The following is a 23,648-nucleotide window of genomic DNA, read 5'->3' on the forward strand; positions in this document are numbered from 1 at the left end:
ATCGTCTTTAGCGCGAAAACCCTCACCCCGGCCCTCTCCCAGAGGGAGAGGGAGGAATTGTTTTAGGGTTTGGGGTGTATTGTTTAACAGCAGCGGCGGTTGGAGAGTCAAACTATGTTTGTGAAATCTACAATTCTCGGGTGTCTGTGGAGCATCGCTTTGGTCGGTAGCGTCACGGCCGAAAACTGGCCTGGTTGGCGGGGGCCGGGGCGTAATGGGGTTTCGGCGGAAAGCGAACTGCCTACCGAATGGTCCGAGACGACCGGCATTCGTTGGAAGACAGCCGTGCCGGGGTCGGGGATCTCCAATCCGATTGTCTGGGACGACCGCGTGATCGTGACAGCTTCGGACGGCCCGCAACAGGCCGATCTGCACATCATTTGTTATGCGACCGACGACGGACGCGAATTGTGGCATCAACGTCTATGGGGCACCGCTCCTACGCGGTATCACGCCAACAAAAGCAGCATGGCCAGTCCGGCCGCCGTCACGGATGGTCGTCACGTCTTCGCGTTTTTTGGTACGGGCGATGTCTTTTGCACAGACATGCAGGGGCAACTGCAGTGGCAACGGTCGTTGGCGAACGAATATGGACAATTCGAAAATCGCTTCGCTGCGTCAAGTTCTCCGCTGTTGTATCAAGATATGGTCATCGTGCAGTGCGATCACTATGGCGACTCGTACGTCATCGCGCTGGACCAAGAAACGGGGGCCAATCGCTGGAAGCGCGATCGTCCGGAAGCATGGTTGTCGTGGGCCTCGCCGCAATTGATTCCGGTTGGCAAGGGCCAACACGAGTTGATCGTATCGGGATCGCACAAGGTCGATGCGTTCGACCCCGCGACAGGCGAACCCTTATGGACGGTGAACGGCATGAGCCGCGAGTGCATTCCCACACCGGTGTTCGGCGATGGGTCGCTGTATGTGGTGAGCGGGCCCAAAAGTCCGACGATGGCGATCCGCCCGGGAGGTCGCGGCGATGTCACCGAAACGCACGTCCGTTGGCGAAATACGCGCGGCGCACCGTTTGTCCCGTCAGCGATATTGGTGGGCGAGCGATACTATCTGGTCGATGATGCGGGAATTGCCACCTGCCTCAACGCGGCTGATGGCAAGCGTGTCTGGCAAAAACGGTTGTCGGGCGCCTTCACTGCCTCTCCTGTTGCCGGAGACCAAAAGATCTATTTCACCAATGAACGAGGAGAAACAACCGTGATTGCCGCCGCGAAGCGCGGTTACAAACGATTGGCGCAGAATTCGGTGGGCGAACCGGTTTTTGCCTCCCCGGCGATCTCTCAAGGCTGTATTTTCATGCGCACCAATCGGCATCTGCTCTGTATTGACGGTCGTGGCAGCGATGAGCAATGAAACGATCGCCGCAGGTTTGCCGATGATGGTGGGTTTTCGGCTGCCGATCAGCAATCGTCAAGTGCCAAACGTCGGGTGTCCGAAGTGCGGATTGACCGGGTTGCCATCGGTCCATAGAATGAAAATAGCTGCTTGTAAGCGGCGTGGGACGGCAAATTTATCGTTTCGCTCCGCAACGCTTTTCACTGCGAATTGATTACTGGAACGGGACGGCCACCAATGAAGAGTTTGCAATCATTCGGCGCATGCGACGCCGGCACGCCAACCCTGAGAACCTCTCGCGCGAAATTTTTCGGCTGCTTAGCAGTGGTCGCGGGAGCTTGCCTGTTGGCGGCGCCGCGTGGAGCGCAAGCACAGGCCAACGACCCCAAACCGATCCAGCCGCCGCGCGACGTCACCTTCAAAACCAAAGACCGCATCGACCTGGCCGGGACGTACTGGGAATCCAACATCGGCCGAGAAGCACCGGTGATTATCTTATTGCACCGCGAAGGGGGCAATCGACTGGAGTGGACCAAGGGCATTGCGTCTTCGTTGCAACTCGCCGGCTATGCGGTGATTTCAGTCGACCTGCGTGGCCACGGGCAAAGCAAAGTCAATGCGGGGGCCAATAACCCAAACCGCCAGCGGAACAAAGTGAAGTTGATTCCGCAAGATTATAAAAACATGGTGGGGTACGACCTCGAAGCGGTGAAAGCATTCATCTTAGATGAACACCAAGACAGCAAGCTGAACATGAACAAAACCGGAATTGTCGGCGCTGAGATGGGTGCTGCCGTCGCCGTTTCCTACGCACTGCTTGATTGGAATAAGCCGCCGCATCCGGATGGAATCGGTCCTAACCGCACGCCGCGGGGACAAGATGTACGGGCTTTGGTGTTGCTGTCACCGGAAAAGGTTCCTGGTTTACCCTACGCCCGCCCGCTGACAATCCTACGCAATCCGGAATGGAACGTGCACCTGCTCGTCGCCGTCGGCAATCAGGACCGCAATGGGTTACGCGAGGCTGAAAAACTTTATGAACTGTTCAACAAAGTAGGGCAGAACGAAAATCGCAGCTTCCTGCAAATCTACCCAGGCAAATTGCGCGGCTCTGATTTATTGACCCCCAAAGAACTGAACGTCGAAACGCATATTACGAAGTTCTTCGAACAATCACTCAAGAGTCTGCCGGCCAATTGGCGGAACCGCAGAAGCAAACTTTATAGCGAGTGACGTTGATCCGGCGGAAGCACAGATCGGCAAACCGCACCTGCCAGTTTGATTGGCGGGCAGATCATCCTAAGACGAGTTGGGCTGACCAGCGCCCCAGTACAACCGCTCCGATTCCCAGCGCCAGATTTCCGACGACGTTTAGCAGGGCAAAACGTGCATCGCCTTCTTTGAGAAACATCTCGACAGTTTCGCTGCCGAAGGTGGAAAAGGTCGTCAACGCTCCCAAAAATCCGGTCATCAACACCAACTGCGTTTCGGTGGAGAGGTGGTTGCGCTGCACCAGGACCGTCGCCAGGCCGATCAAGAAGCAGCCAGCGACATTCACGGCCATCGTTCCCAATGCAAAAAAGGGAAACTCCGGTCCGTAGCGCTGAAACAGCAAGCCGCGCACCCAACCGGATAGGTAAAAACGGCTGACCGCTCCTACAAATCCGCCGACACCAACAAACAACAGTTCTTGCATAACGCGATCACTTCATGGTTGTGTTGAATGGCTGTGCTGTTGGGAACAGTCAGGACAATCCGGGAATTGAGTTGGCCGAGGCAGAGCGGATGATGTCGCCGGGAATCCCACTTTGTACCCGCAGCTCTGCGACGTCGATCAATTTGCTCAGGACCGTCGCGACCAGATGTTTCAAGGTAACCGGCTCGGTGAGCGGCCGGGATGCGTCACGGGTTGATTGTCCGATCACCTGCCCTGGAGCAATTCCGCCTCCGGCCAGCAACAACGGCGCTAATCCGCCCCAATGATCGCGTCCACCGCGATTGTTGATGCGGGGCGTACGGCCCATCTCGCCGGTGCAAACGAGTAAAATTTTGTCGCTCAACCCGCGAGCATGGACGTCTTCCAGAAATGCGGAGGTCGCATGGTCGAACGGTCGTCCCATGTAGTCCATACCTTCGGACACACCGGCGTTATTTTGATCGCCATGCATGTCCCATACGAAATTGGTCGTCACCGTCACGAAACCGCACCCACGCTCGCACAGCCGCCTTGCCAGCAACATTAACTTTCCAAGCGACTTAGAATTGTCGGCATACCGTTCGTGGTTTTTCCACTTCTTGTCGATCGCATCAGGACGGACTAACGGAGCCGTGTCATAGCGGGCGACCACGGCTGGATCCTCGCTTGACAAATCGAAGGCGTCACTCACGCCTCCCAGAATTGTGTCGAAGGCTTGCTGCTTGAGAGAATCGAGTCCTGCCAGCGAATTGTCGTCGTCCACGGCACGGCGGATTTTGTCCAAATTTGCCAACAACCGACGCCGATCATCCAACCGCGCCAACGGGAGTTGCAATTCCATATTCTTGCGCATCTCGCCCCCGCCGCTGGGCACAAACGGCGCATAGCCGCCTCCCAAAGTCCCTGTGGACTCGAAGTCGCCAAACTTCTTGATGGCTGGCATTGTGGAATCGTCAACCGCCCGTGGATAAAGGGCGATATTGGTGGGCATGCCATTTTGGGGATGATTTTGCCCGGCAACTCGAGAAAATAGCGATCCGAGATTTGCCCCGTGCGTCGCCGCGCCTACGATTGGTTTGATGTCGTGCCGACTGTCGCCGGAGGTAAAGGATCGCACGATCGTCGTCCGATCAGCCCATTTGGCCAATTGGGGAAACGTGCTCCCGTAGGTGATACCTGGAATCGATGTGGCAATTTCACCGGTGGCGCTGGCGATTCCCACAGGAGCGGACATCTTGGGATCAAAGGTTTCAATCTGACTTGGACCGCCATGCATAAACACGAAAACGACGGATTTTCCAGAAATCAGCGACTGGCCACCGGCTGCCTGCACGGAATTGGTGAAGAAGTCCGCCAACGACAGCCCCCCTAGCGACAATCCCCCAATCTTGAGGAATTCGCGCCGTCGCCCCGTTTGGCCCCCTTCACTGACCGTCAGCATGATTCATCTCCCGACCTTCACCGCTTGATCCTATCAGCCACAATGCTGCGCTCCCCTTAAGATACAGCATACGGCAGTGCAGCGTCTATCGTCAATTTGCGATGTAGAGCCACGTGCAGCGTGTGAGTGTTGTGCACGGGTTTGTACCAATTCAAATATTAACGACTCGAAGGAATAGAATCGTTGACAGGATCGGTGCTCAACAACAGTGAATTCTTCATTGCGCCGGGTTGTAATTGTGGGTGTGCTCGTCGCCCAGCTTGAATTTATCGCCCTAAGATGATGTGCAGTTTTATAACTGACCAGCAATGAGAAGAGACGAGCCGGCTTGGATTGAGTGGGCTTGTCCTTGAAGCCTTACGGCGGATTGCCAATAATTAAAGCTTAGCGCGCAACTGCTTTTCAGAATCGACCGCTCGATCAATTTGTTAAAGCGTGGCAATCTTTTTGAAATCGTACAGCGCTTGCAGTGGCCGTGGATTTTATTCCGATCACAAACGATGAAAAATTTCGAGATGACCATTTTGCTCGTCGAAGATCAGCCTGCTCACGCGAAATTGATCGAACGCGCATTCGAGTCAGCTGGCTCCGGTTTCCGGCTCTCTGTGGCCAGCAGCTTGCGTGAAGCGCAAAAGCTTCTCACCTCGAGTACCCCTGACGTGGTGATCGCCGACTTGGAACTTCCCGATGGACGTGGGACCGACTTGATCCGCCATGATAGAGGTGTGCCAGCATTTCCGGTCGTCGTGTTAACCAGTCATGGTAATGAACAGGTCGCGGTCGAGGCCATGAAGGCTGGAGCGCTGGACTATGTGGTCAAATCGTCGGCGGTCATGCGGGATTTACCGCGAATTGCCGCAGCAGCGATTCGTGAGTGGACGCACTTGGTCGAACGTCGCCGCGCCGAAATGGCGCGGACACAGTCACTGCGGCTTCTTGAGGGGGTGCTCGATTCGCTATCCGCTCAAGTGGCGGTTCTGGATGACAACGGCATGATTTTGATGGTAAATTCAGCCTGGGCAAATGAGTCTAGTCCCAATCCATTTTCCGGCAAGGCGTTTGGGGTGACCGTCAACTATCTCAGCGCTTGTGCCAACGTGACTGGTGAAATGGAACCGGCCGCTCATGCCATTGTCGCCGGTGTACGAGATGTGATCACGGGAATTCAGTCGCAGTTTTGTGTGGAAGTCCAATGTTACGACACCCCAGACCAACGTTGGTACCAGGTCGAGGTCTCGCCGTTTAGCGGCGCGGGAGCAGCCCGGGCCGTGGTCCTGTTCGAGGACATCAGCGAACGCAAACAAACGGAAAACGAGGCACGGGACAGAGCGATCCATTGCGAACGTCTGGCGACACTTTCGGACCGCGAACACGAGGTGATGACGATGGTGGTTGCCGGAAAAGCGAATAAGGTCATCGCTCGAGATCTGGGACGCAGCGAAAAGACGGTCGAAAAACACCGTGCCAACGTGATGAAAAAACTCAAAGTCCGCACAATCGCCGATCTGGTGCGAATTGCCGTTTCAATAGAACGGTAATCCCAAGGAACTGCCATTGGCCTCATCACAAACGGCAGCCACAATTTCGCACCCAGGCTACAGTACGCTTGAAAAATGAGCGGCGGGCTAGGTCTCTGGAGCGCGTCTTGGGCACTCTGCAAAACTTGCCCCGTCCAATCTTGCGGCAGGCTGGCGTTGTATGAGGCGGCTGCGAAGGTGAGCATCAAGTTTTGTGTCTCGTGAACGCCGCTGCTCTTATGAACTTTATTGATGACTCGCGGTAACCCGCCTATTTCGCGGCCGCCGATTTTCTACGATCCCCAGACTGACCCTTGATAAGGATCGCGACTTCGTCACTAGTTGACTAAGGGTTTTCCCTGAATAGTACCATAACACTAAAAAACTGCTTGCTATACGCTTAAGCGATGGTAAACTGCGTGGTTTACGGCGGTATCATTGACTTAAACACCATAGTGCAGTCATGACAACACAGCGGGCCTTTACCTAGTTTTACAGTATTGATTTTTCACCAAGAGGAAAGGCAAGAGATGAACAAGAAGTGGATTACACTGGGCCTTGCTGTCGCGGTTTCGCTAGGAGCAATCTCCGATGCGCCGGCGGCATCAATCACGCCGACATTGGATGCAAATTTGCTAGAAGCCGCACTGTTCCAGGCAGGTGGGGGAGGAATTGACCTATCGAGCGTGGTGGTCACGGTCAGCGGCCATTCCATGGGATTGGGTAGCGAATCTGCGGGAACCTACACTAACGCCTCGGGTACATACGGGATGGGGTCAGGGATCGTGATCTCCTCTGGTCAAGCCGGTGATTATGGCGACGGCCCAAACCTGGATACCGGTAAGACAACCGCTTATTCTGTTGCCGCCACAGTCGCCCAAGAGGCGCTGTTGGACCCGATTTCCGGAGGATCCTTTGATCATTCTGATGTGACGCAAATCGACATCTCATTCGACATGCTAGCTGGCTTTGACTCGATCTTCTTCAACGTCACATTTGGCAGCGAGGAATATGATGAATTTATTGGCGGAATTTATGTCGACGCCTTTGGGCTTTATGTCAACAATACGAATGTCGCGTTCGTAGATGGATTGCCGGTCAATATTGACCACCCCTACATGGGGAGTGCCGACGGCACAGAGTTGAACGGGCTATTGGGAAGCGCCGCCACCGGTGCTAGCAGCGGAGATCCCATGCCGGCGATCGGTTCGCTGGTTCACACGTTCAGCGCCTCAGTCAATCCGACGGGCAACACGCTGACCTTCATTATCGCAGACACGGGTGATGATGCACTAGACTCCACAGCCTACATTTCGCAACTAGGGGGCACGCTTCCGCCCGACCCCGCCGCCGTCCCCGAACCCAGCACTTTCGCACTGCTTGGTCTCGGTGGCCTCGCCCTGGTCGGATATGGCTGGCGGCGCAAACGGCAACAAGCTGCGTGAGTTTTGAATTGCCATCTTGAACGTCCAACCGTCGGCGCCCGCGCGTCGGCGGTTTTTTTACGTCCTGCGGGACGACAACCACTCAGCTGCGAAGCACAGTCCGCGACGACGTAGGCGTTTGGAAGCAGAGAGGCTACAGAAACTGCCGATGCATAAACGGACTGCAGTAACCTGCCCAGAAATTGCCAGCGTTTAAGTCATTGTTTATAAACGCCTTACAATGTCCCATCAACTCTAAGAGATTCGCTTGCAGAGGATGGTGACATCGTCTAAGATTCGCCTACCGCGTGCTGCTTACGGCAGCGAACGCAGTTTCCCCCCTGGTGTAATGGCAACACAACAGGTTTTGGTCCTGTCGTTCCAGGTTCGAGTCCTGGGGGGGGATTTTTTTCACCTCAGTCATTCAGTCGGGCTGCATAACGCCGCCCCGACGAATCGCGAACGGGGGCGTTTTTCGAAGATTCGCCCCCCTGCTTTAGATCTGCTCACGATGCCCGTTTGGGAATTCTCGCAGCCCCGGACCGACTTTCGACGGGGGCGACTCGATGAGCTTTAAGCGAATCGGATTATCGTCCCAGTAGCCCTCAATGGTCACCAGAGAGGCTTCTTCGTCCGCAAATGCCGCATTTTTGGCCGGATGGGCGGTCCACTCCCAGCGTTCAACCAGATTGAACCGCCGGTACAATTCGTGCATATCGAATTGAAAGCTCAGCGGGAGGTTTTGGCCGTCATTCTTGCCACCGACCAACTCGCAAGTCCCCAGATACAGGCTGACCTCCCAGCGATCCTCGGTGAGTCGGCAGTCGAACCCAACGCGTCCCACGCTGCAAAGTGGTTCAAAAAGCTCCGCCACCTCCTCAATAATGGGAGTAATCCACTGAGGGCGGTAATTGCGACGAGGTCGACGTCCTTGCTTCTCAAGTTGCGCAAGCAGATGTTGTATCGGCAAGTGTGTATTGCTCAAGAGTCGTCTCTTTCCGAGTCTTCTTGCTGTAGTATCAAATCCCGATGCGACGTGGGCATCACACAATTCACGTTCCCTAGAAAAGGCAGGAAGCAACGGTGATTTGATGCTGGAATTGGATTTTGGATTGTGTTGCTTGGCGAAATGCCGTTCGCGGTCCGTTTTGAGTTGGCTTCTCTAATAGCTTATCGGGGGGAATTCACTGCTGGTTTTACGCCAAATCCCCTGCATCAGCGGCTACGGGGAAACCGGGTTTGGGTCAGCGCGAAAGTACCGAGGCTACCGCGATTGTGATTTGAGGCCGGTCGTAACCGCCGTATCGATTTCGCGGATACTAAAACCGTTTGGTGGCTAAGAGTTGCGCTGCCGATTCTCGTTGAATACGCCTTCAGAATTGACTCACGCGCGGAAGGCTCTACAATCGGAACTTTTCCCTTTTCGTACGAGACAATCACCTGTGGACGACGCGACTCAAAAGGCGGGCGTGCTCATCGAGGCGCTGGGCTGGATCCGGCAATTTCGTGACAAGCACGTAGTCATCAAACTGGGCGGCAGCGCGCTCGAAAACGACGAAACTGTCCGGAATTTGCTCACCGACGTCATTTTCATGGGCGCTGTCGGCATGCGGCCGATTCTGGTTCACGGCGGCGGCAAGGCCATCAGCCAAGCGATGCAGGACGCGGGAATCGAGCCCCGTTTCGTCCAAGGCCGCCGGTATACCGACCAGCAAACCATCGAATTGGTCTCCGAAGTGTTGGCCAAGGAGATTTGTGGAAGTTTGGTTGCTGAAATGCGCAAGCAGGCCGGGCATGCGATGGGGCTGAGTTACCTTTCGCAAAATTGCCTCATTGGCGAAAAATTGACCCTGACCGGCGAAGGGGGAGAAGAAATTGATCTGGGCCGCGTAGGCCGGATTGTGGATATTGACGCAGATCTGATTCGCCGCACCTGTGAAGCGGGTATCATTCCGGTGATCCCTTCCATCGCTCTGGATAGCGCGGGCGATAAACTAAACGTCAACGCCGATACCGCAGCAGCGGCCGTTGCCAGGCTGCTGAACGTGGAAAAGTTAATTTTTCTCAGCGACGTGCCGGGAATTTTCTTGGATCAGCACAATCCGGAGACGCTACAGAATCATTTGGATGTCAATCGTTGTCGGCAGTTGATTGCCGATGGCACGATCGCAACGGGTATGGTCCCCAAAGTCGATGCCGCCCTGGAAGCGATCGCCGCGGGGGTTCGCAAAGTCCATATTGTCGATGGCCGAAAGTCACACTCGTTGTTGCTGGAGATTTATTCCGATCACGGAATTGGAACTGAAATTGTGCCGCCCGCATCGGCGTAGAAAACCCACGCGTCGTACGCAACATGCTGTTTTTTCAGTGATGTTGCGAACCTGTCCTATTGGTTAGGTGTCAATAACCTTTTCGCCGATTCCACGCGGCTTTTGTTCGACTCGATTCGACCCGCCGCACCCCTCTCATTCGTTTGATCCGCAGGAGACAAGATTGTGAATCCCGTCGCAACGCAGAGTAGCCAGGACACGATTGCCACGTTTGAAAAACATGTGATCCCCAATTATGGGCGATTTCCAATTTCATTGGTCCGCGGCGAAGGCTCGAATGTATGGGATGCGGAAGGACAGCGGTATTTGGATCTGTTCCCCGGTTGGGGCTGTAACATTTTGGGACATTGTCCACCGGCGGTCGTCCAGGCGATTCAGGAACAAGCCGCCCATCTGATCCATATCCCCAATTCCTGGTATACCGAACCACAAGGCAAGTTTGCCGAAGCCCTGACGACACGCGGGTTCGGGCAGGCCTTTTTCTGCAATAGCGGCGCCGAGGCGGTGGAGGCGGCCATCAAATTGGCGCGACTGCATACTCCCGAAAACCGCCATCGCATCATTACGTTCGAAAATGGTTTTCACGGCCGCACGATGGCTGCGACGACGGCGACCGCTCAGCCGAAGTACCACCAGGGACTGGGCCCGTTGATGGCTGGTTTTCGTTATGCTCGATTTAACGATGTCGATTCGGTCCGCGAACTGATCGATGACGAAGCGTGCGCCATCATGATCGAGCCAGTCCAGGGCGAAGGGGGCGTCAACATTCCCTCGGATGATTTCCTGGCCGAGTTGCGACAAATGGCCGACGACAACGATTTGTTGTTGATTTTCGATGAGGTCCAGACCTGCATGGGACGGACCGGCACGTGGTTCGGCTATCAACAATGGAATGTGCAGCCAGACATCATCACCCTGGCCAAAGGGTTGGCCGGTGGAGTGGCGTGCGGTGGAATTCTGGCCAAGGAAGAAATCGCCCCCAGCCTGCGTCCCGGGATGCATGCCAGTACCTTTGGCGGCAATCCGCTGGCGATGGCCGCTGGATTGGCAACCGTCGAAACGATTGAAAACGAAAATCTGCTCGACAACGTGACCGAGATGTCCGCACGCTTTCAGTCGCATTTTGAGGCACTCCAAGAAGAATTACCGATCATCCGTGAGTTGCGCGTGCGGGGCATGATGATTGGCGTGGACCTTACAATTCCCGCCGGTCCAGCTGTGGGCAAATGTATGCAACGAGGCGTCTTGGTGAACGCCACACACGACACGGTTGTGCGTTTGCTCCCCGCTTTGAATGTCACGGCCAGACAAGTTGATGAAGGGTGTGAGGTCATCGCCGACGTCCTACGTGAAATGGCCGCGGAAGTTTAACACGCCTCGTTGAAAAAACGTGCCGCGTGCGGCTTGTTCGTTCGTGGAAACTGTGCGACCGGGAATCACACTGTGGGGCAAGCCAGCAGTGGCCCCCGAGGGTAGCCGGAAGCCGCACCGAGTAAGGAATGACAAAGCATGAGACATTTGGACACACTCTTGAACTTCAGCACTGACGATGTGCAAGAGATATTTGCCATAGCGGATGAATTGAAATCACAATCGTTGCAGGGCAACCGCGAGCCCCGTTTAGCCGGCAGCGTGTTGACGATGCTGTTCGAAAAACCGTCACTGCGCACGCGGATCAGCTTTGAAGCGGCGATGGCCCATTTGGGAGGGACGTGCATTTTTCTCTCCACGGCTGAAGCGGGATTAAACGGTCGTGAGAGTGCCGTCGATGTCGCCCGTGTATTGGGCGGGTACTCCGATTTTGTGGTGATGCGCACCTTTGAACAATCGTTGATCGACCAATTCGCCCAGCACGCCGGGTGCGCGGTGATCAATGGCCTGTCCAATGACAGCCATCCCTGCCAAGCCTTGACCGACTTCTTCACGATGCGTGAGGAGTTCGGTTCGTTGGCGGGGCGACGAGTGACCTATATCGGAGATGGCAACAATGTCGCCAAATCCTTGGCAATTTGCGCCGGGTTGCTCAAGGTGCCGTATGTGGTCTCCTCGCCCGCAGGTTATGAATTGACGCCCGATTTTCTGCAACAACTCAAACGCACCATCCCCGATGTGGACATCACGCTCATCGAAGATCCGCATGCAGCCGTGAATGATGCGGACGTGGTCTATACCGATGTGTGGGCCAGTATGGGGCAAGAATCAGAGTCCAATGCGCGCAAACAGATTTTTGGGCCGTATCGCGTGGACGCCGATTTGATGGCGGCTGCGGCAACAGGTGCCAAATTCATGCACTGCTTGCCCGCCAAACGAGGGCTTGAGTGCACCGATGAGGTCATCGACGGCCCGACAAGCATCGCGTTTCAACAGGCGGAAAACCGCATGCACATCGCCAAGGGGGTCCTGGCTTGGTTGTCGAACGTCAACGCCAAGTAGTACAGCGGCAGCGGACTGCTAAAAGATCATCACCACGTCTTCGGTCAGATGCAGCGCCGAGTAGGCTGCAACGACCTGATGCGGAGTCCGCACCACCGGCTCAAAGGTGACCGACACATGCCGCCCGCCGGATGTTTCGCGTAAGCTATGTGGTGGATCGGCCGAGGCCTCTAGTGCCGAGCGCATGGCTGTGACGACCCGCCCCGGGAAATCGTTGACGTTTTTGCCGATGATCTTGAAGACATACCGGCAGGGAAAGTTGTGTGTCGATTCCAACAACTCGATTGTAGGGATTCCGTCCGGCATTCTGTGTCCTCAATGGGCCCAGACGCTTTGGAAGCGTCTTTGCAGCGGCGGGGCAATCCCGACGCAATTTTCTCAACGGCAATACGTGACTTGGCGGGTTCACTCGAATGCCAAACGTCCTGCGTAACGGCCTCGAATAGCAATCCACAGTTTGGTCAGTTCCGTGCCACCGTATTGCCAACGATCACGATTTCCGATCCAGGATAATAATACTGTAAGATTTGTTGCATGCCACGGCCAATTTTTGCTTGTCCCCGGGCGCCCCATTGGCACAACCCCACACCGTGACCGTGTCCGCGGCCATGCAGCGTATAATTTGACTGATGCTCAATGCTGAAATGTGGACTGCGGACGCCATGGCTGGAGAGTGCCGTCCTGAGCCGGTCTCCGCGAATCGTGCCGTGGCCCTGCTGATATTTGGCGTCAAACTCCAGAATTCGCCCCGGTGCCGCTGGCGGGATGTTCTCTAGTGCCAACAAACGTCCCCAACGGCCGGTCCGTCCTTTGACAACGGGATTCACTTTTTTCTCCATTTCCGCAGCTGTGAGCGAAACATCCCAGCGGTAATATTTCGCCTCGCGGCAATAATCGCATGGGACGGCCGCGACTGCCGGAACGGCGTCGCTGAACAACTCAGTGCCTTGCAGCGTATGTCCCCCGCAGACGGCCGAATAATAGGTGCAAAACAAACGGCCGGCGTAGGTACAAACCATGCCTCGCGTTTCGCTGACAATCTTTCGGCTTGCGGCGGATTCTCCGGCCAACAGACGATCCCCGGCACCGCGATACTGAAAACCCAAATATTTCTGGCTACGGGTATCCGCAAAAACATCGAACAGGGCGTCACGCGATGCCTGTCCCATTTGATACATGGCATAGGTCCGCGCGACGACCGCTTGTGCTTTGCGGGCTTCGGGTGGAAAGGCGGCGGGCATTTCACTGTCGACCACGCTGGCGACGTATTCCTCAAGCGGCAGAACGTTGACGGCTATCAGCTTTGTGCCGGGACGGCGATAGAACCGGACGGTCCCTCGATATTGATGCCCGTTGATCCAAATCGCTGGGGATTGCTGCGGATGGATTTCGAGGCGTGTGACTGGAAAATGATCGCGTCCGATTTGAAATCCGGTCTTGGTCACCGTCACAGTCGTGGCGTCTAGCTTTGCTGCATCGGCCAGTACGCGGGGGTTGCCCACCGGTTGCACGCGAAAAGGTCCATCGATTTGTATCGGCAGCGACGTGACCGGCGACGGAGTCAGGTTCACACGAATCGAAGATAACGGCCCACCCCCAACACTCTGAACGGGGGCGACTCGCAACAACGGGGGCGGCTGCGTTTTCTGGGCGGCGCGTCGGTCGGTCGGCCAAAACGCGTACGTCAGGCCGGCGACGACAGCCAGGAAAAGGAACGCGCGACCACGTCCGTTAGTCATGCGGATCTTTCGCGTCGTGAACACAAATCAACGGGTTGAAATCAGACTGCCGCCCGTTCCCAAACCCCGCTGGCATTTCCCCAGTTGTTGAGTCGATCCACTCTGGAAATGCCTTTGCGGGTTTTGAAACCAGATGCAGGAAGAACTGGCATCAGTCGTTTCGCAACTTGATGCCGATGTCGGTCAGTTTTCGTCGGACTTCATTGAGCGAGGTCACGCCGAAGTTTTTGCTCTCCAGAAGTTCGTCGGGGGTACGGGAGGTCAACTCGGCCAGCGTGTTGATTCCCAAACGCGACATACATTTGCGAGCCCGGACCGACAGATTCAAATCGGCCACCGGACGATTCAACAACGCCTGTTCTTGCGGCGAAAGGTCGTCGTTGCGAATTTGGTAGTCCCGCGGTTTGTCGCGCGGCGCCGACTGGCCTAACCGGAGACCTTTGGACTCCATCATTTCTCGAATTTCGATCAGCGAAGTTTCCCCGAAGTTCTTGCCGCCGAGCAGGTCGGTTTCGGACAATTCGGTGAGGTCGCCCAAGTTGCGAACGCCCATTTTCTGCAGGCAATTGCGGCTGCGTACAGAGAGTTCGAAATCGGTGACCGGCGTCATCAAGTCTTGGTTCAAACGACGTTGTGACTTCATGACGTCTTCGTCGAAATACATATCGTGCGAAGCGTCGATGTCGCGGAGGTACAATGCGGCCCGTTCGTGATTGGGATAGACCTCAAGCACTTTGCGGAAACAATAGGCAGCAGCGCGGTAGTTTTCGCTGTCTTCGTAGAGCAAGCCCAGATTGAGCAAGGCTCCCAGATACAGCGGTGGCCGTGAGAGAGCCCGTTCGTAAAGTCGAATCGACTCTTGATCGTTTCCGTGCAGCGAGTTGATTCCAGCCAGCGAGAACAACGCGCGGGCATGGTGTGGGTCAATATCGACGGCACGTTCAAAATACTCAATCGCACCGTAAGTGTCGCCACGATCGGAGTAGATACAGCCGTATTGATAAGAATATTCGGCGCGGGTGGCTCCTTCGCGAGCGACGCTGCGAAGGAGTTCTTCAGCTTCGTCAATCCGCCCAACGGCACGCACAGCACCGGCTTTTAACAATGTGCTTTGCACAGCGTCGTAGCCACCTTCGATTGCCCGGTCAAACGACTTGATGGCCTCGTCGAATTGCCCCAAAGCGACCTGGGCATTGGCCAAATAATAACTGGCCAATCCATTGTCTTTGACTTGCTGCAGGCAGTTCACGGCATCGGCGTGCAGTCCGACCATATAGGCGCCGATACCGGCAGCGAGACTCTTTTGTAACGAAGTGTCTCCCTGCTCGATTTCTTCGAGCAGCTCGCGGATTCCTTGCGTGACATCCTTATGCTGGTCATGAGTCACGGCTTCTTGTAATTCGCGAACTTCGTCCAAACCAAAGGTTGTCCGCCCGCGCAGAATCCCTTGCACATCAATCATTTCAGTCACGGTCACCACGAAAAACTCCCTACGGCAACGTCATTCGTAAATTGTCAGGTCGTACGGCCTCGCGGGGACGCAAATCCCGTCGAGCCGCAGGCGTATTTTTTTTCAGTCATCATCAGCGAGATCACGCCAACCAGGCAGAGCGTCCCCAACGGGACACAATTGCAAAATCCTAGCCGAACGCTCAAAATCCTATTCTGTGAAATCGCTATTCGCGTGGCGCGCAATACCACTTTGTATTTCGCATCACGTCGTGGTAAAGTATACAAATGTCGCTGATGTATGCAAGTTGGTCCGCTCGTTGGCCTTGTGCCATGGACCGCCCCGTGAAAACCTGCCGACTTTTTTCGACTTTTTGACGGACCGCGCATGTCTGATAACTGCCAATGCTCGCCCCCCACGAAACGGGAAACACCACAAATGCAGTTAATTGCTGCTGTTACGGTGCTCGTTTCGCTCTCCGCCCTGCTCTTTGGGCCGGCAACTACCTTTGCAGAAGACACAGCCGAGAAATCCCCTTTTGGAGCCGAAGAGGCGGCCTATTGGGCATTTCAGCCGTTCACTCGCCCGGAAGTCCCGTCGGTCAAGGACTCGGTACGGACCCCGATCGACGCATTTATCCTTAACCAACTACAGGAAAATGAGTTAACTCTCTCCGACCCCGCAGAACGGGGCGTTTTCATTCGTCGGGCAACCTACGATCTGTGGGGTCTGCCCCCCACCCCGGCGGAAATTGACGCGTTTGTGCACGATGAATCGCCTGACGCCCACGAGAAATTGATCGACCGATTACTGGCGAGTCCGCGCTACGGCGAACGATGGGGCCGGTATTGGTTGGATGTCGTCCGTTTCTCTGAGACGGCCGGGTTCAACGCCGACACCATGCGGCCGTTGGCCTACAAATATCGCGACTACGTGATCCGTGCCTGGAATGACGACATTCCCTACGACCGCTTTGTCCAAGCGCAATTGGCGGGCGACGAGTTATTTCCCAATGATCCCGATGCGCTGATTGCGACCGGTTTCAATCGGCTGTGGCCGGATGAGAGTAATGCCTCGAATGTCGAATTGGCTCGGCAGAGCATGCTCAACGACATGACCGGCACGGTGGGAGCGGTTTTCTTAGGCATGTCGATTGGTTGTGCCCAATGCCATGACCACAAATTCGATCCCATCCTGCAAAAAGATTTCTACCGTCTGCAGGCCTTTTTCGCCCCCATGATTCCCGTGCAACGTGTGACGGTTGGCGAAAAACAAGCGTTGGCTGACTATCACACCAAGCTGGCAAAATGGGAAGCGGATACGGCGGCGGTCCGTAAAGAATTGTGGGAATTAGAATTATCGGTACGCGCAAAGGCGACCCACGGCAAACGACTGAAGTTTCCATCCATCGTCCTGCAAGCCATCGACACTCCGCCCTGGGAACGCACCTCCCTACAGAACCAACTGGCATTCTGGACTGAGCGTCAAATCAAGTTTAATGAGAAAACTCTCGTTAAAAATCTCGATGAAACGCAGCGACTCCGTCGCAAGGAGTTAGAAGCGCAAATCAAATTGCTGCAGAAAGACCGGCCGACGCCTCCCGGCAAAATGGACATCATGGCAACCGTCGACGGAGCCTCGATGCCTGCGACTGCTCTTTTGGCTGGAGGAACTTACAACAAACCGGTTGAGGAAGTGCAACCCGGCTTTCCAACGGTCCTGCAAACCTCGAAAGTTTTCCAACCGGCGAAAATTACTCCGCCGCGCGACGGCACCACGGGACGACGGGCGACGCTCGCGCGCTGGCTGACCGACTCGAAGCATCCGCTCACGTCGCGGGTGATGGTCAATCGTATTTGGCAAGGACACTTCGGCCGCGGCATCGTGGCCAACGCCAACGATTTCGGCACACAAACCGCCCTGCCCTCCCATCCCGAATTGTTGGATTGGCTGGCGAGTGAATTTGTCGCACAAGGGTGGAGCATCAAAGACCTCCACCGCCTGATCATGAATTCGGCTGTGTATCGTCAATCGAGTCGTCCAACAGATCCCCGCGCCGCAGAACAGGATGCCGACAACGAACTCTACTCTCGGTTTCCGCGCAGGCGATTGGATGCGGAAGCGATTCGCGATGGGTTGTTGGCGGTTTCGGGCGAATTGAATTTGGACATGTACGGTCCCGGCGTCAAACCGGATCTGCCGCCGAATTTTAGTGCCCGCGAGGCGTGGAAACCGTCCAAAGATCGCGCTGCACGCAATCGGCGATCGATTTATATTTTGGCGAAGCGGAACATGCCCTACCCGTTGTTGCAGGCTTTTGACTTTCCCGACATGCACGAGAGTTGTGCGAAGCGACAAGAAACGACGATCGCGCCGCAAGCGCTGTCACTACTCAACAGCGGATTGGTGTTGGGATTGGCCGAACAATTCGCGGCCAAGCTGATTCACGATCAACCGCAACTGGACATCAACGATTGCATCACCCAAGCCTACCAGGAAGCGTTGGGTCGCACGCCAAATCCAGACGAGGTGGCCGCGGCGGCTGAGTTTATTGCCACACAGCAGGCCGTGATTGCCGCACATCGCGCCGCGGGACATCCGTCGCACTTTCCGGCGAATGTTCCCTACGTTTATGATGCCGCATTAGTCGGCGGGCTGGTGGATTTTTGTCACGCATTGTTCAACAGCAACGAGTTTCTGTACATCGACTGACTGGCCGGCTGTAAAACCAGTTTCAAAACCCGGTTACGCTTGTTCCAGAAACTTACAGACCAGTGTTAGTGGAACGCGTCAGAAGGTTTTGAAACAACTTGTAAGAGGATGAAGTGATTATGGATGCGTTCTCCACCAACCAGATGCTGCACCACCAATCATCACGATCTCGCCGCGATTTTCTCGCGCGGGCCGGCGGTGGATTTGGCGCGTTGGCCCTGCAAGGCTTGTTGCAACAAGAGGGGTTGCTGGCTGCGGAAAAGTCGGCCGTTAATCCGTTGGCCGCACAGGCGTCGCATTATATCTCGCAGGCCAAGAGTTGTATCTTTTTGTTCATGGATGGCGGACCGAGCCATTTGGACACCTTCGATCCCAAACCCAAGGTGAACGAATTCGCCGGGAAGCCGTTGCCCGATTCGGTCGAACGCGTGATCACGCCGATGGGCGTTTCGGACAATACGCTACTGGAAAGTAAACGCAAGTGGACCCGCTACGGCGAGAGCGGCATTCCGGTCTCCGACTGGTATCCGCACGTCGGTGAGTGCATCGATGACATCGCCGTCATCCGCTCCTGCTGGGCGAACGGACTGAATCACGTCGGCAGTGTTTGCCAAATGAACACCGGCAGCATCCTCGCCGGGCGTCCGAGCCTGGGAGCCTGGGTCACCTACGGCCTGGGAACCGAAAACCAGAACCTGCCCGCCTTTGTCGTGCTGTTGGATGAAGCCAAGGAACCACCCGGCGGCAGCCGTGTGTGGGGCACCGGATTTATGCCGGCTACGTTTCAGGGAACACGATTCCGCAACGGCGACAGTCCCATCCTGCACCTCGCCTCGCCGGAGACCATTGCTCAGACCCAGCAACGGAACAAACTTGATTTCCTGGCCCAGTTGAACAACAAACACCTTGAGTCACGGAGCGGGGATACACAATTGGAAGCCCGCATCGCCAGCTACGAATTGGCGTTTCGCATGCAATCCCACGCTCCCGAAGCGGTCGACCTGGCGCAGGAAACCGAACAGACGCAGCAGATGTACGGCCTGGACCAAAAGAACACCAAAGCCTTCGGCAAAAACTGTCTGCTGGCCCGGCGATTGGTCGAACGGGGTGTGCGGTTCATTCAACTCTATTCCGGTTCGGGCAGCAAATGGGATGCGCACTCGAAGATTGAAAAGAACCACACCAAGTATTGCGGCAGCACTGACAAACCGATCGCCGGTCTACTCAAGGATCTCAAGCGCCGCGGGCTGTTGGATTCGACATTAGTCATTTGGGGCGGCGAGTTCGGCCGGACGGCGATGTCGGAACAAGGCGACGGTCGCGACCACAACCCGTACGGCTTCACCATGTGGATGGCCGGCGGCGGGATCAAGGGGGGCCAAATCATCGGCCAAACCGACGACTTCGGACTCCACGCCGTCGAAGACCGCGCCCACGTCCACGATCTACACGCCACGATCCTCGAAGCGATGGGACTGGACCACACGCAACTGATCTACGAACACCAAGGCCGCCCGGAACGGGCGACGGTGAATGAAGGGGAAGTGATTCTGGATTTGTTTGGGTGATGATGTTTTTTTGAGAGATAAACAAGTTTTGTCGCAACTTTCGATGTCAGGTAATGGCTCACTTTCGATCCCCCGACTGGCGTTCGCCCTGGCTGGCGTCGCGCTCATTTCAGTTGCGTTCCTTCGGGGCAATTATCTACTCGGGCTCGGCTGTGGAATAGCTTACGTCTTCGTGACCACCGCTGCTATTTGGCTTTTTGCTCAATCGCTCGCCCGCAAACAAAGGGCATCCCGGATATGTGCTATCACTATAGCCATTCTTTCCGTGCCCATCGGATTAGTGATGGCGTTTCCCGCTGCTATTAACTCTGACATTCAATATTTTATCGACTCTCAAGCAACTGACCGGACTGTACGCGCCGAATTGAAACAGGTATTCGCTTCCGATCCTGTATTTTCCAATCTGTCGCTTTCAACACGACATCTCAAGGCATTGAATGTGACGATTTCCGGCACATTGCCCACTCGCAATGATCTGGAACGGCTACGAAATCGCATTTTGACTGAATGCCCAACGCTCAAACGTTGCGCGCTTCATTGGAATCTCACACTGCATGATTCGGGCCACCGAATAGATAGCCCTGATCGTGAGCTGTTTCCATCTACCGAGGAAGAGGGGTAACAAATCGGTGAATCTAAATCGTTACGACGAAGCTGTGGAGATTACGCGCCGGCGGGACCATGCCGCTTAAGGCGTGGGTGGCGTCCATAGAACATCACACCCCGGCAAGGCTTTGCGCAGTTGCTCGACACCGGCGGCTGTCACGCGCGTATTGGAAAGCGTTAATTCATCGAGATTTGTCAATCCTCTGAGATGCTCCAGTCCCCCATCGCTGATCTGGGTGTTGCACAGCCAGAGGTTACGTAATGATGTCAGCCCACTTAAATTCTGCATGCCGTCGTCGTCGACTTTTGTGTCGGACAGCCAAAGGGTTTCCAGGGAGGTCATTCCCCGCAATTGCTGGAGCCCTACTCCGGTAATATCGGTATCGAATAAAACGAGAGTCTCTATTCCGGTCAAGCCGCGAATATGCTTCAGGCCCTCGTCTGTGATATTCGCAGGGAGCGACAAGCCTTTTAGCGTGGTCAACCCACTGAGATGCGCCAAATCGTCGTCGCTGATTGACGTATGATTCAGGCCCAGGTCCTTCAAATTTGGCAGCTTGCCGAGATGTACCAGCCCAGCTCCGCTGACCTTGGTGTTAGACAGTTCAAGCAACTCAAGGTTTTTCAATTCACCAAGGTGCACCAAACCCGAATCGCTGACATCGGTATTGTGAAGCACCAGGGTCTTGAGATCGACCATTCCGCGCAGATGCGCCAGACCTGCGCCGGTGATTTTTGTGCCTTGCAGGTCCAGGTATTCGATGTGTGTCAGTTCACTGAGTTGTTTCAATTCGTCATCGCCCACCGACAGAAGAATCAATTCGGCGGACACGACTCTTTCGAACAATCGGAGCTGCGAGTCATCAATCGAATTCGGAACCCAACCAGGACGGACGATCTCTGTTTTCACTTTGCCCCGCCAATCGTTGACGGCAGTGATCGCCTGCTGTTCCAGGTGATAGGGCCACCAAAAACAGAATGCACCGGCAGCGATGAGTAGGAGACCGGCGACTACGAAGAAAACGGCCGTTCGGGGAAAACTGCGTCGCAGAGATCGGGTTTCGGTCATGGCAACGCTCCGCTAAGACTGACAAACCTACGGCGCCACCACCCCCTTCTTTAGAATCAGATTCGCATACAGCGCCGTTTCACTCGTTGCCACGATGGCGTAGGCTTCGCGGGCGCGGTCGTAGAAGGCGTGGCGGTCGATGAGGGTGAGTTGGATTTCGCGGTCTTCGGCGCGCTCCAATGCGCGGCGGAAGCCGGTCCAGATTGGAGGTTCGGTGGCGGACTTATCGACCGGCTGCATGACGACAGCGACGTCGTCGACGAAGGTGTCGACCGGCAGGAATTTTAAGATTCCCTCGATGACCGGCAGCCCCGCTAATCCGTCGCAGCGGACGAGCCGTTCGGCGTGTGAGTCGGCGGGGAAATTGCCGTCGGCGATCACGATTTCGTCGCCATGCCCCATGCTCATCAAGACCTGCATCAATTCGGGGGAAATCGTGGTCGGTACACCTTTGAGCATCGCCTGTGCCTCCGGGGTCTGGTTGTGGAATTTTGTGGGATTTGTCGGCATGCATGTTAACGGTTGCTGGCGGGATTGCCCACTGTTTTGTGGATGAGTGGGGCGAATGAGTTGTTGCGGGAGGATTGAAAGCCTTCCCCCGTGGAGCAACACTCCCCGGGTGGCAGCGATTGCCCACGGCAATCGGTGTGCCGTAGGCACAAGAAGCAGCAATTTAAGCGGTCCCTGCCAGCGAGAGTCTGCTCGTATAAGAAGCGCGGGAATTGCTGCTTCGTGTGGGCTGCGCCCACCCCGATGTCTGCGCCATCGCGGCTACCCCTAAATTCCTTTCCAACGGGACACTTCTATGAATTGTTATCTCGCAGATGCAATTGATTGCTGGTGGGAGAAAGGGTGAGTGAATCGTTGCGGGGGATTGCGTGTTGGTTGTGGGCCCTCACCCCCGGGCCCTCTCCCGGAGGGAGAGGGGGGGAATCGATTTCTTAGCTGCGTGGCGACTAGAAACGTGTCGGGCGCCTCGCTATGATGGCCGCGTTGCCACTGAGAAGGGCAATTGAATATTCACGAAAACGAGAGTATCAGCATGAAGATTCACGAATATCAAGGCAAACAATTGCTCGCCGATGCGGGTGTCCGCGTTCCGCGGGGAGTCGTCTGCAAGTCGGCGGACGAAGTCGCGGCGGCGTATGAGACGCTGGGCGGGTCGATTGCCGTCGTTAAATCACAAATTCACGCCGGCGGCCGCGGAAAAGGGCGATTCAAGGAATTTCCCGAGCAACCGGGCGTCGTGCTGGTCAAATCGGCGGCTGAAGCCCGTGAAAACGCGGAACGGATGTTGGGCCAAACGCTGGTTACGATTCAAACCGGCGACGAAGGCAAACAGGTCAATACGCTGTTTGTCGAAGAGGGATTGCAAATCGCCCGCGAATTGTATTTGGGCATTGTGGTCGATCGCGAAGCGGGCGGACCGGTCTTGATGATGTCCTCCGAAGGGGGGATGGAAATCGAAGAGGTTGCCGCCAACACGCCGGAAAAAATCTTCCGCGAACCGTTCGACGCCGACTACGGATTGATGCCGTATCAGGTCCGCAACCTGTGCTTTAAGTTGGGTTTCAACGCAGCACAAATGAAACAAGCCGGCAAATTTCTGCCGCAAGTTTGCAAGTTCTTCGCCGACAACGATTGCAGCATGGCCGAGGTTAACCCCTTGGTGGTGACGGCCGATGACGAATTGGTGGTGTTGGACGCGAAGATCGCCTTCGACGACAACGCCCTGTTCCGTCACAAGCCGCTGCTGGAATTGCGGGACCTGTCCGAAGAGGACGCGGCGGAAGTCCGTGCCGGAGCGGCCGGGCTGAGCTATGTGAATCTCGACGGCAACATCGGCTGTCTGGTGAACGGAGCCGGGTTGGCGATGAGCACGATGGATCTGATCAAACTACATGGCGGAGAACCTGCCAACTTCTTGGACGTAGGTGGCGGAGCCAACGTCGACCAGGTGACCGAAGCGTTCAAGATCATCCTGTCGGACTCGAACGTGAAAGCGGTGCTGGTGAACATTTTCGGCGGCATCATGAAGTGCGACACGATTGTCGAAGCGCTGTTGACGTCGTACGAAAAAGTGGGCTTCACCGTGCCGTTGGTGGTGCGGTTGGAAGGGACGAACGTCGATAAGGCCCGCGAAATGCTGGCTGCCAGCGGCCGCGATATTGTCAGCGCCACTGATTTGACGGATGCCGCTAAGAAAGTCGTCGGCACGTTGAGTGCATAACTGGTATTGGGTTCCCCAAACCGACGGCTTGCCGTCGTAATCGACGCACAACGACCAAAACGATTAAAAAACCAAAGAAGCTA

Annotated in this window: 19 protein-coding genes and 1 tRNA gene; 12 read left to right on the forward strand and 8 right to left on the reverse strand. The window is 55.7% G+C overall.

Features of this window, described 5'->3' with window-relative positions; all coding sequences use genetic code 11:
• Window positions 1-114: 114 nt before the first annotated feature.
• Entirely contained in the window at window positions 115-1,368 is a 1,254-nt protein-coding gene (locus Mal52_RS17245) for an outer membrane protein assembly factor BamB family protein (protein ID WP_145377568.1), read from the forward strand.
• Between the two features lie 219 nt (window positions 1,369-1,587).
• Window positions 1,588-2,583, forward strand: coding sequence for an alpha/beta hydrolase (locus tag Mal52_RS17250; protein WP_145377570.1), 996 nt, complete (start codon window positions 1,588-1,590; stop codon window positions 2,581-2,583).
• 61 nt (window positions 2,584-2,644) lie between these two features.
• Here the strand turns inward: Mal52_RS17250 and crcB are convergent, their stop codons facing one another.
• Window positions 2,645-3,046 carry a fluoride efflux transporter CrcB gene (crcB, locus tag Mal52_RS17255; protein WP_145377571.1) on the reverse strand — a complete coding sequence of 134 codons (402 nt, stop codon included), beginning with the start codon at window positions 3,044-3,046 and terminating at the stop codon, window positions 2,645-2,647.
• A 49-nt stretch (window positions 3,047-3,095) separates the two neighbouring features.
• Window positions 3,096-4,487 (reverse strand): DUF1501 domain-containing protein, encoded by a 1,392-nt coding sequence (locus Mal52_RS17260; protein ID WP_145377573.1) that lies wholly within the window; start codon window positions 4,485-4,487, stop codon window positions 3,096-3,098.
• Between the two features lie 515 nt (window positions 4,488-5,002).
• Between Mal52_RS17260 and Mal52_RS17265 the strand changes: the two genes are divergently transcribed.
• From Mal52_RS17265 to Mal52_RS17275, 3 genes are all read left to right on the forward strand, one after another.
• Window positions 5,003-6,025, forward strand: coding sequence for a response regulator transcription factor (locus Mal52_RS17265; protein WP_197534275.1), 1,023 nt, complete (start codon window positions 5,003-5,005; stop codon window positions 6,023-6,025).
• Between the two features lie 509 nt (window positions 6,026-6,534).
• Window positions 6,535-7,449, forward strand: a complete 915-nt coding sequence (locus tag Mal52_RS17270; RefSeq protein ID WP_145377578.1) for a choice-of-anchor L family PEP-CTERM protein — start codon at window positions 6,535-6,537, stop codon at window positions 7,447-7,449.
• A 314-nt stretch (window positions 7,450-7,763) separates the two neighbouring features.
• Window positions 7,764-7,834, forward strand: a tRNA-Gln gene (locus Mal52_RS17275).
• 90 nt (window positions 7,835-7,924) lie between these two features.
• On the opposite strand, the gene Mal52_RS17280 is transcribed toward Mal52_RS17275, so the two are convergent.
• On the reverse strand, window positions 7,925-8,413 hold the full coding sequence (locus Mal52_RS17280; protein ID WP_145377579.1) for a hypothetical protein: 489 nt from the start codon (window positions 8,411-8,413) through the stop codon (window positions 7,925-7,927).
• 457 nt (window positions 8,414-8,870) lie between these two features.
• Between Mal52_RS17280 and argB the strand changes: the two genes are divergently transcribed.
• From argB to argF, 3 genes are all read left to right on the forward strand, one after another.
• Window positions 8,871-9,758 carry an acetylglutamate kinase gene (gene argB / locus Mal52_RS17285; RefSeq protein ID WP_145377580.1) on the forward strand — a complete coding sequence of 296 codons (888 nt, stop codon included), beginning with the start codon at window positions 8,871-8,873 and terminating at the stop codon, window positions 9,756-9,758.
• A 165-nt stretch (window positions 9,759-9,923) separates the two neighbouring features.
• Window positions 9,924-11,129, forward strand: coding sequence for an aspartate aminotransferase family protein (locus Mal52_RS17290; RefSeq protein WP_145377581.1), 1,206 nt, complete (start codon window positions 9,924-9,926; stop codon window positions 11,127-11,129).
• A 138-nt stretch (window positions 11,130-11,267) separates the two neighbouring features.
• Window positions 11,268-12,191: an ornithine carbamoyltransferase gene (argF, locus tag Mal52_RS17295; RefSeq protein WP_145377582.1), complete on the forward strand. Its 924-nt coding sequence runs from the start codon at window positions 11,268-11,270 to the stop codon at window positions 12,189-12,191.
• A gap of 18 nt (window positions 12,192-12,209) precedes the next feature.
• Here argF and Mal52_RS17300 read toward each other — a convergent pair whose 3' ends face one another.
• The 3 genes from Mal52_RS17300 to Mal52_RS17310 all read right to left on the reverse strand — a co-directional run bounded on the left by Mal52_RS17300 (window position 12,210) and on the right by Mal52_RS17310 (window position 15,410).
• Window positions 12,210-12,497 carry a YbeD family protein gene (locus Mal52_RS17300; RefSeq protein ID WP_145377583.1) on the reverse strand — a complete coding sequence of 96 codons (288 nt, stop codon included), beginning with the start codon at window positions 12,495-12,497 and terminating at the stop codon, window positions 12,210-12,212.
• A gap of 155 nt (window positions 12,498-12,652) precedes the next feature.
• The gene (locus Mal52_RS17305; protein ID WP_145377584.1) at window positions 12,653-13,930 is read right to left on the reverse strand and encodes a SpoIID/LytB domain-containing protein; all 1,278 of its coding nucleotides are present in this window, start codon (window positions 13,928-13,930) and stop codon (window positions 12,653-12,655) included.
• A gap of 151 nt (window positions 13,931-14,081) precedes the next feature.
• Window positions 14,082-15,410, reverse strand: a complete 1,329-nt coding sequence (locus Mal52_RS17310; RefSeq protein WP_231962378.1) for a tetratricopeptide repeat protein — start codon at window positions 15,408-15,410, stop codon at window positions 14,082-14,084.
• Window positions 15,411-15,767: 357 nt separating this feature from the next.
• Between Mal52_RS17310 and Mal52_RS17315 the strand changes: the two genes are divergently transcribed.
• The 3 genes from Mal52_RS17315 (at window position 15,768) to Mal52_RS17325 (ending at window position 20,282) form a co-directional block, all read left to right on the forward strand.
• On the forward strand, window positions 15,768-18,092 hold the full coding sequence (locus Mal52_RS17315; RefSeq protein ID WP_145377585.1) for a DUF1549 and DUF1553 domain-containing protein: 2,325 nt from the start codon (window positions 15,768-15,770) through the stop codon (window positions 18,090-18,092).
• Window positions 18,093-18,211: 119 nt separating this feature from the next.
• Window positions 18,212-19,660, forward strand: a complete 1,449-nt coding sequence (locus tag Mal52_RS17320; protein WP_145377586.1) for a DUF1501 domain-containing protein — start codon at window positions 18,212-18,214, stop codon at window positions 19,658-19,660.
• Window positions 19,653-20,282 carry a hypothetical protein gene (locus Mal52_RS17325; protein WP_145377587.1) on the forward strand — a complete coding sequence of 210 codons (630 nt, stop codon included), beginning with the start codon at window positions 19,653-19,655 and terminating at the stop codon, window positions 20,280-20,282. The genes Mal52_RS17320 and Mal52_RS17325 overlap by 8 nt, the downstream gene beginning before the upstream one ends.
• A gap of 66 nt (window positions 20,283-20,348) precedes the next feature.
• On the opposite strand, the gene Mal52_RS17330 is transcribed toward Mal52_RS17325, so the two are convergent.
• Window positions 20,349-21,335 (reverse strand): leucine-rich repeat domain-containing protein, encoded by a 987-nt coding sequence (locus tag Mal52_RS17330; RefSeq protein ID WP_145377588.1) that lies wholly within the window; start codon window positions 21,333-21,335, stop codon window positions 20,349-20,351.
• Between the two features lie 27 nt (window positions 21,336-21,362).
• Complete coding sequence (locus Mal52_RS17335) at window positions 21,363-21,845, reverse strand: RbsD/FucU family protein (RefSeq protein ID WP_231962379.1); 483 nt, start codon at window positions 21,843-21,845, stop codon at window positions 21,363-21,365.
• Window positions 21,846-22,377: 532 nt separating this feature from the next.
• Here Mal52_RS17335 and sucC point away from each other — a divergent pair.
• Entirely contained in the window at window positions 22,378-23,565 is a 1,188-nt protein-coding gene (gene sucC, locus Mal52_RS17340; protein WP_145377589.1) for an ADP-forming succinate--CoA ligase subunit beta, read from the forward strand.
• The last annotated feature ends 83 nt before the right edge of the window (window positions 23,566-23,648 follow it).

The sequence above is a fragment of the Symmachiella dynata genome (assembly GCF_007747995.1).
Lineage (GTDB): Bacteria > Planctomycetota > Planctomycetia > Planctomycetales > Planctomycetaceae > Symmachiella > Symmachiella dynata.

Bases quoted from the DNA above. Each gene is read 5' to 3' on its own strand.
- Mal52_RS17330 (WP_145377588.1), bottom strand. From the start codon at position 21,335: ATGACCGAAACCCGATCTCTGCGACGCAGTTTTCCCCGAACGGCCGTT.
- Mal52_RS17305 (WP_145377584.1), bottom strand. From the start codon at position 13,930: ATGACTAACGGACGTGGTCGCGCGTTCCTTTTCCTGGCTGTCGTCGCC.
- Mal52_RS17320 (WP_145377586.1), top strand. From the start codon at position 18,212: ATGGATGCGTTCTCCACCAACCAGATGCTGCACCACCAATCATCACGA.
- crcB (WP_145377571.1), bottom strand. From the start codon at position 3,046: ATGCAAGAACTGTTGTTTGTTGGTGTCGGCGGATTTGTAGGAGCGGTC.
- Mal52_RS17265 (WP_197534275.1), top strand. From the start codon at position 5,003: ATGACCATTTTGCTCGTCGAAGATCAGCCTGCTCACGCGAAATTGATC.
- Mal52_RS17250 (WP_145377570.1), top strand. From the start codon at position 1,588: ATGAAGAGTTTGCAATCATTCGGCGCATGCGACGCCGGCACGCCAACC.
- Mal52_RS17260 (WP_145377573.1), bottom strand. From the start codon at position 4,487: ATGCTGACGGTCAGTGAAGGGGGCCAAACGGGGCGACGGCGCGAATTC.
- Mal52_RS17335 (WP_231962379.1), bottom strand. From the start codon at position 21,845: ATGCCGACAAATCCCACAAAATTCCACAACCAGACCCCGGAGGCACAG.
- argF (WP_145377582.1), top strand. From the start codon at position 11,268: ATGAGACATTTGGACACACTCTTGAACTTCAGCACTGACGATGTGCAA.
- Mal52_RS17315 (WP_145377585.1), top strand. From the start codon at position 15,768: ATGTCTGATAACTGCCAATGCTCGCCCCCCACGAAACGGGAAACACCA.
- Mal52_RS17270 (WP_145377578.1), top strand. From the start codon at position 6,535: ATGAACAAGAAGTGGATTACACTGGGCCTTGCTGTCGCGGTTTCGCTA.
- sucC (WP_145377589.1), top strand. From the start codon at position 22,378: ATGAAGATTCACGAATATCAAGGCAAACAATTGCTCGCCGATGCGGGT.
- Mal52_RS17245 (WP_145377568.1), top strand. From the start codon at position 115: ATGTTTGTGAAATCTACAATTCTCGGGTGTCTGTGGAGCATCGCTTTG.
- Mal52_RS17300 (WP_145377583.1), bottom strand. From the start codon at position 12,497: ATGCCGGACGGAATCCCTACAATCGAGTTGTTGGAATCGACACACAAC.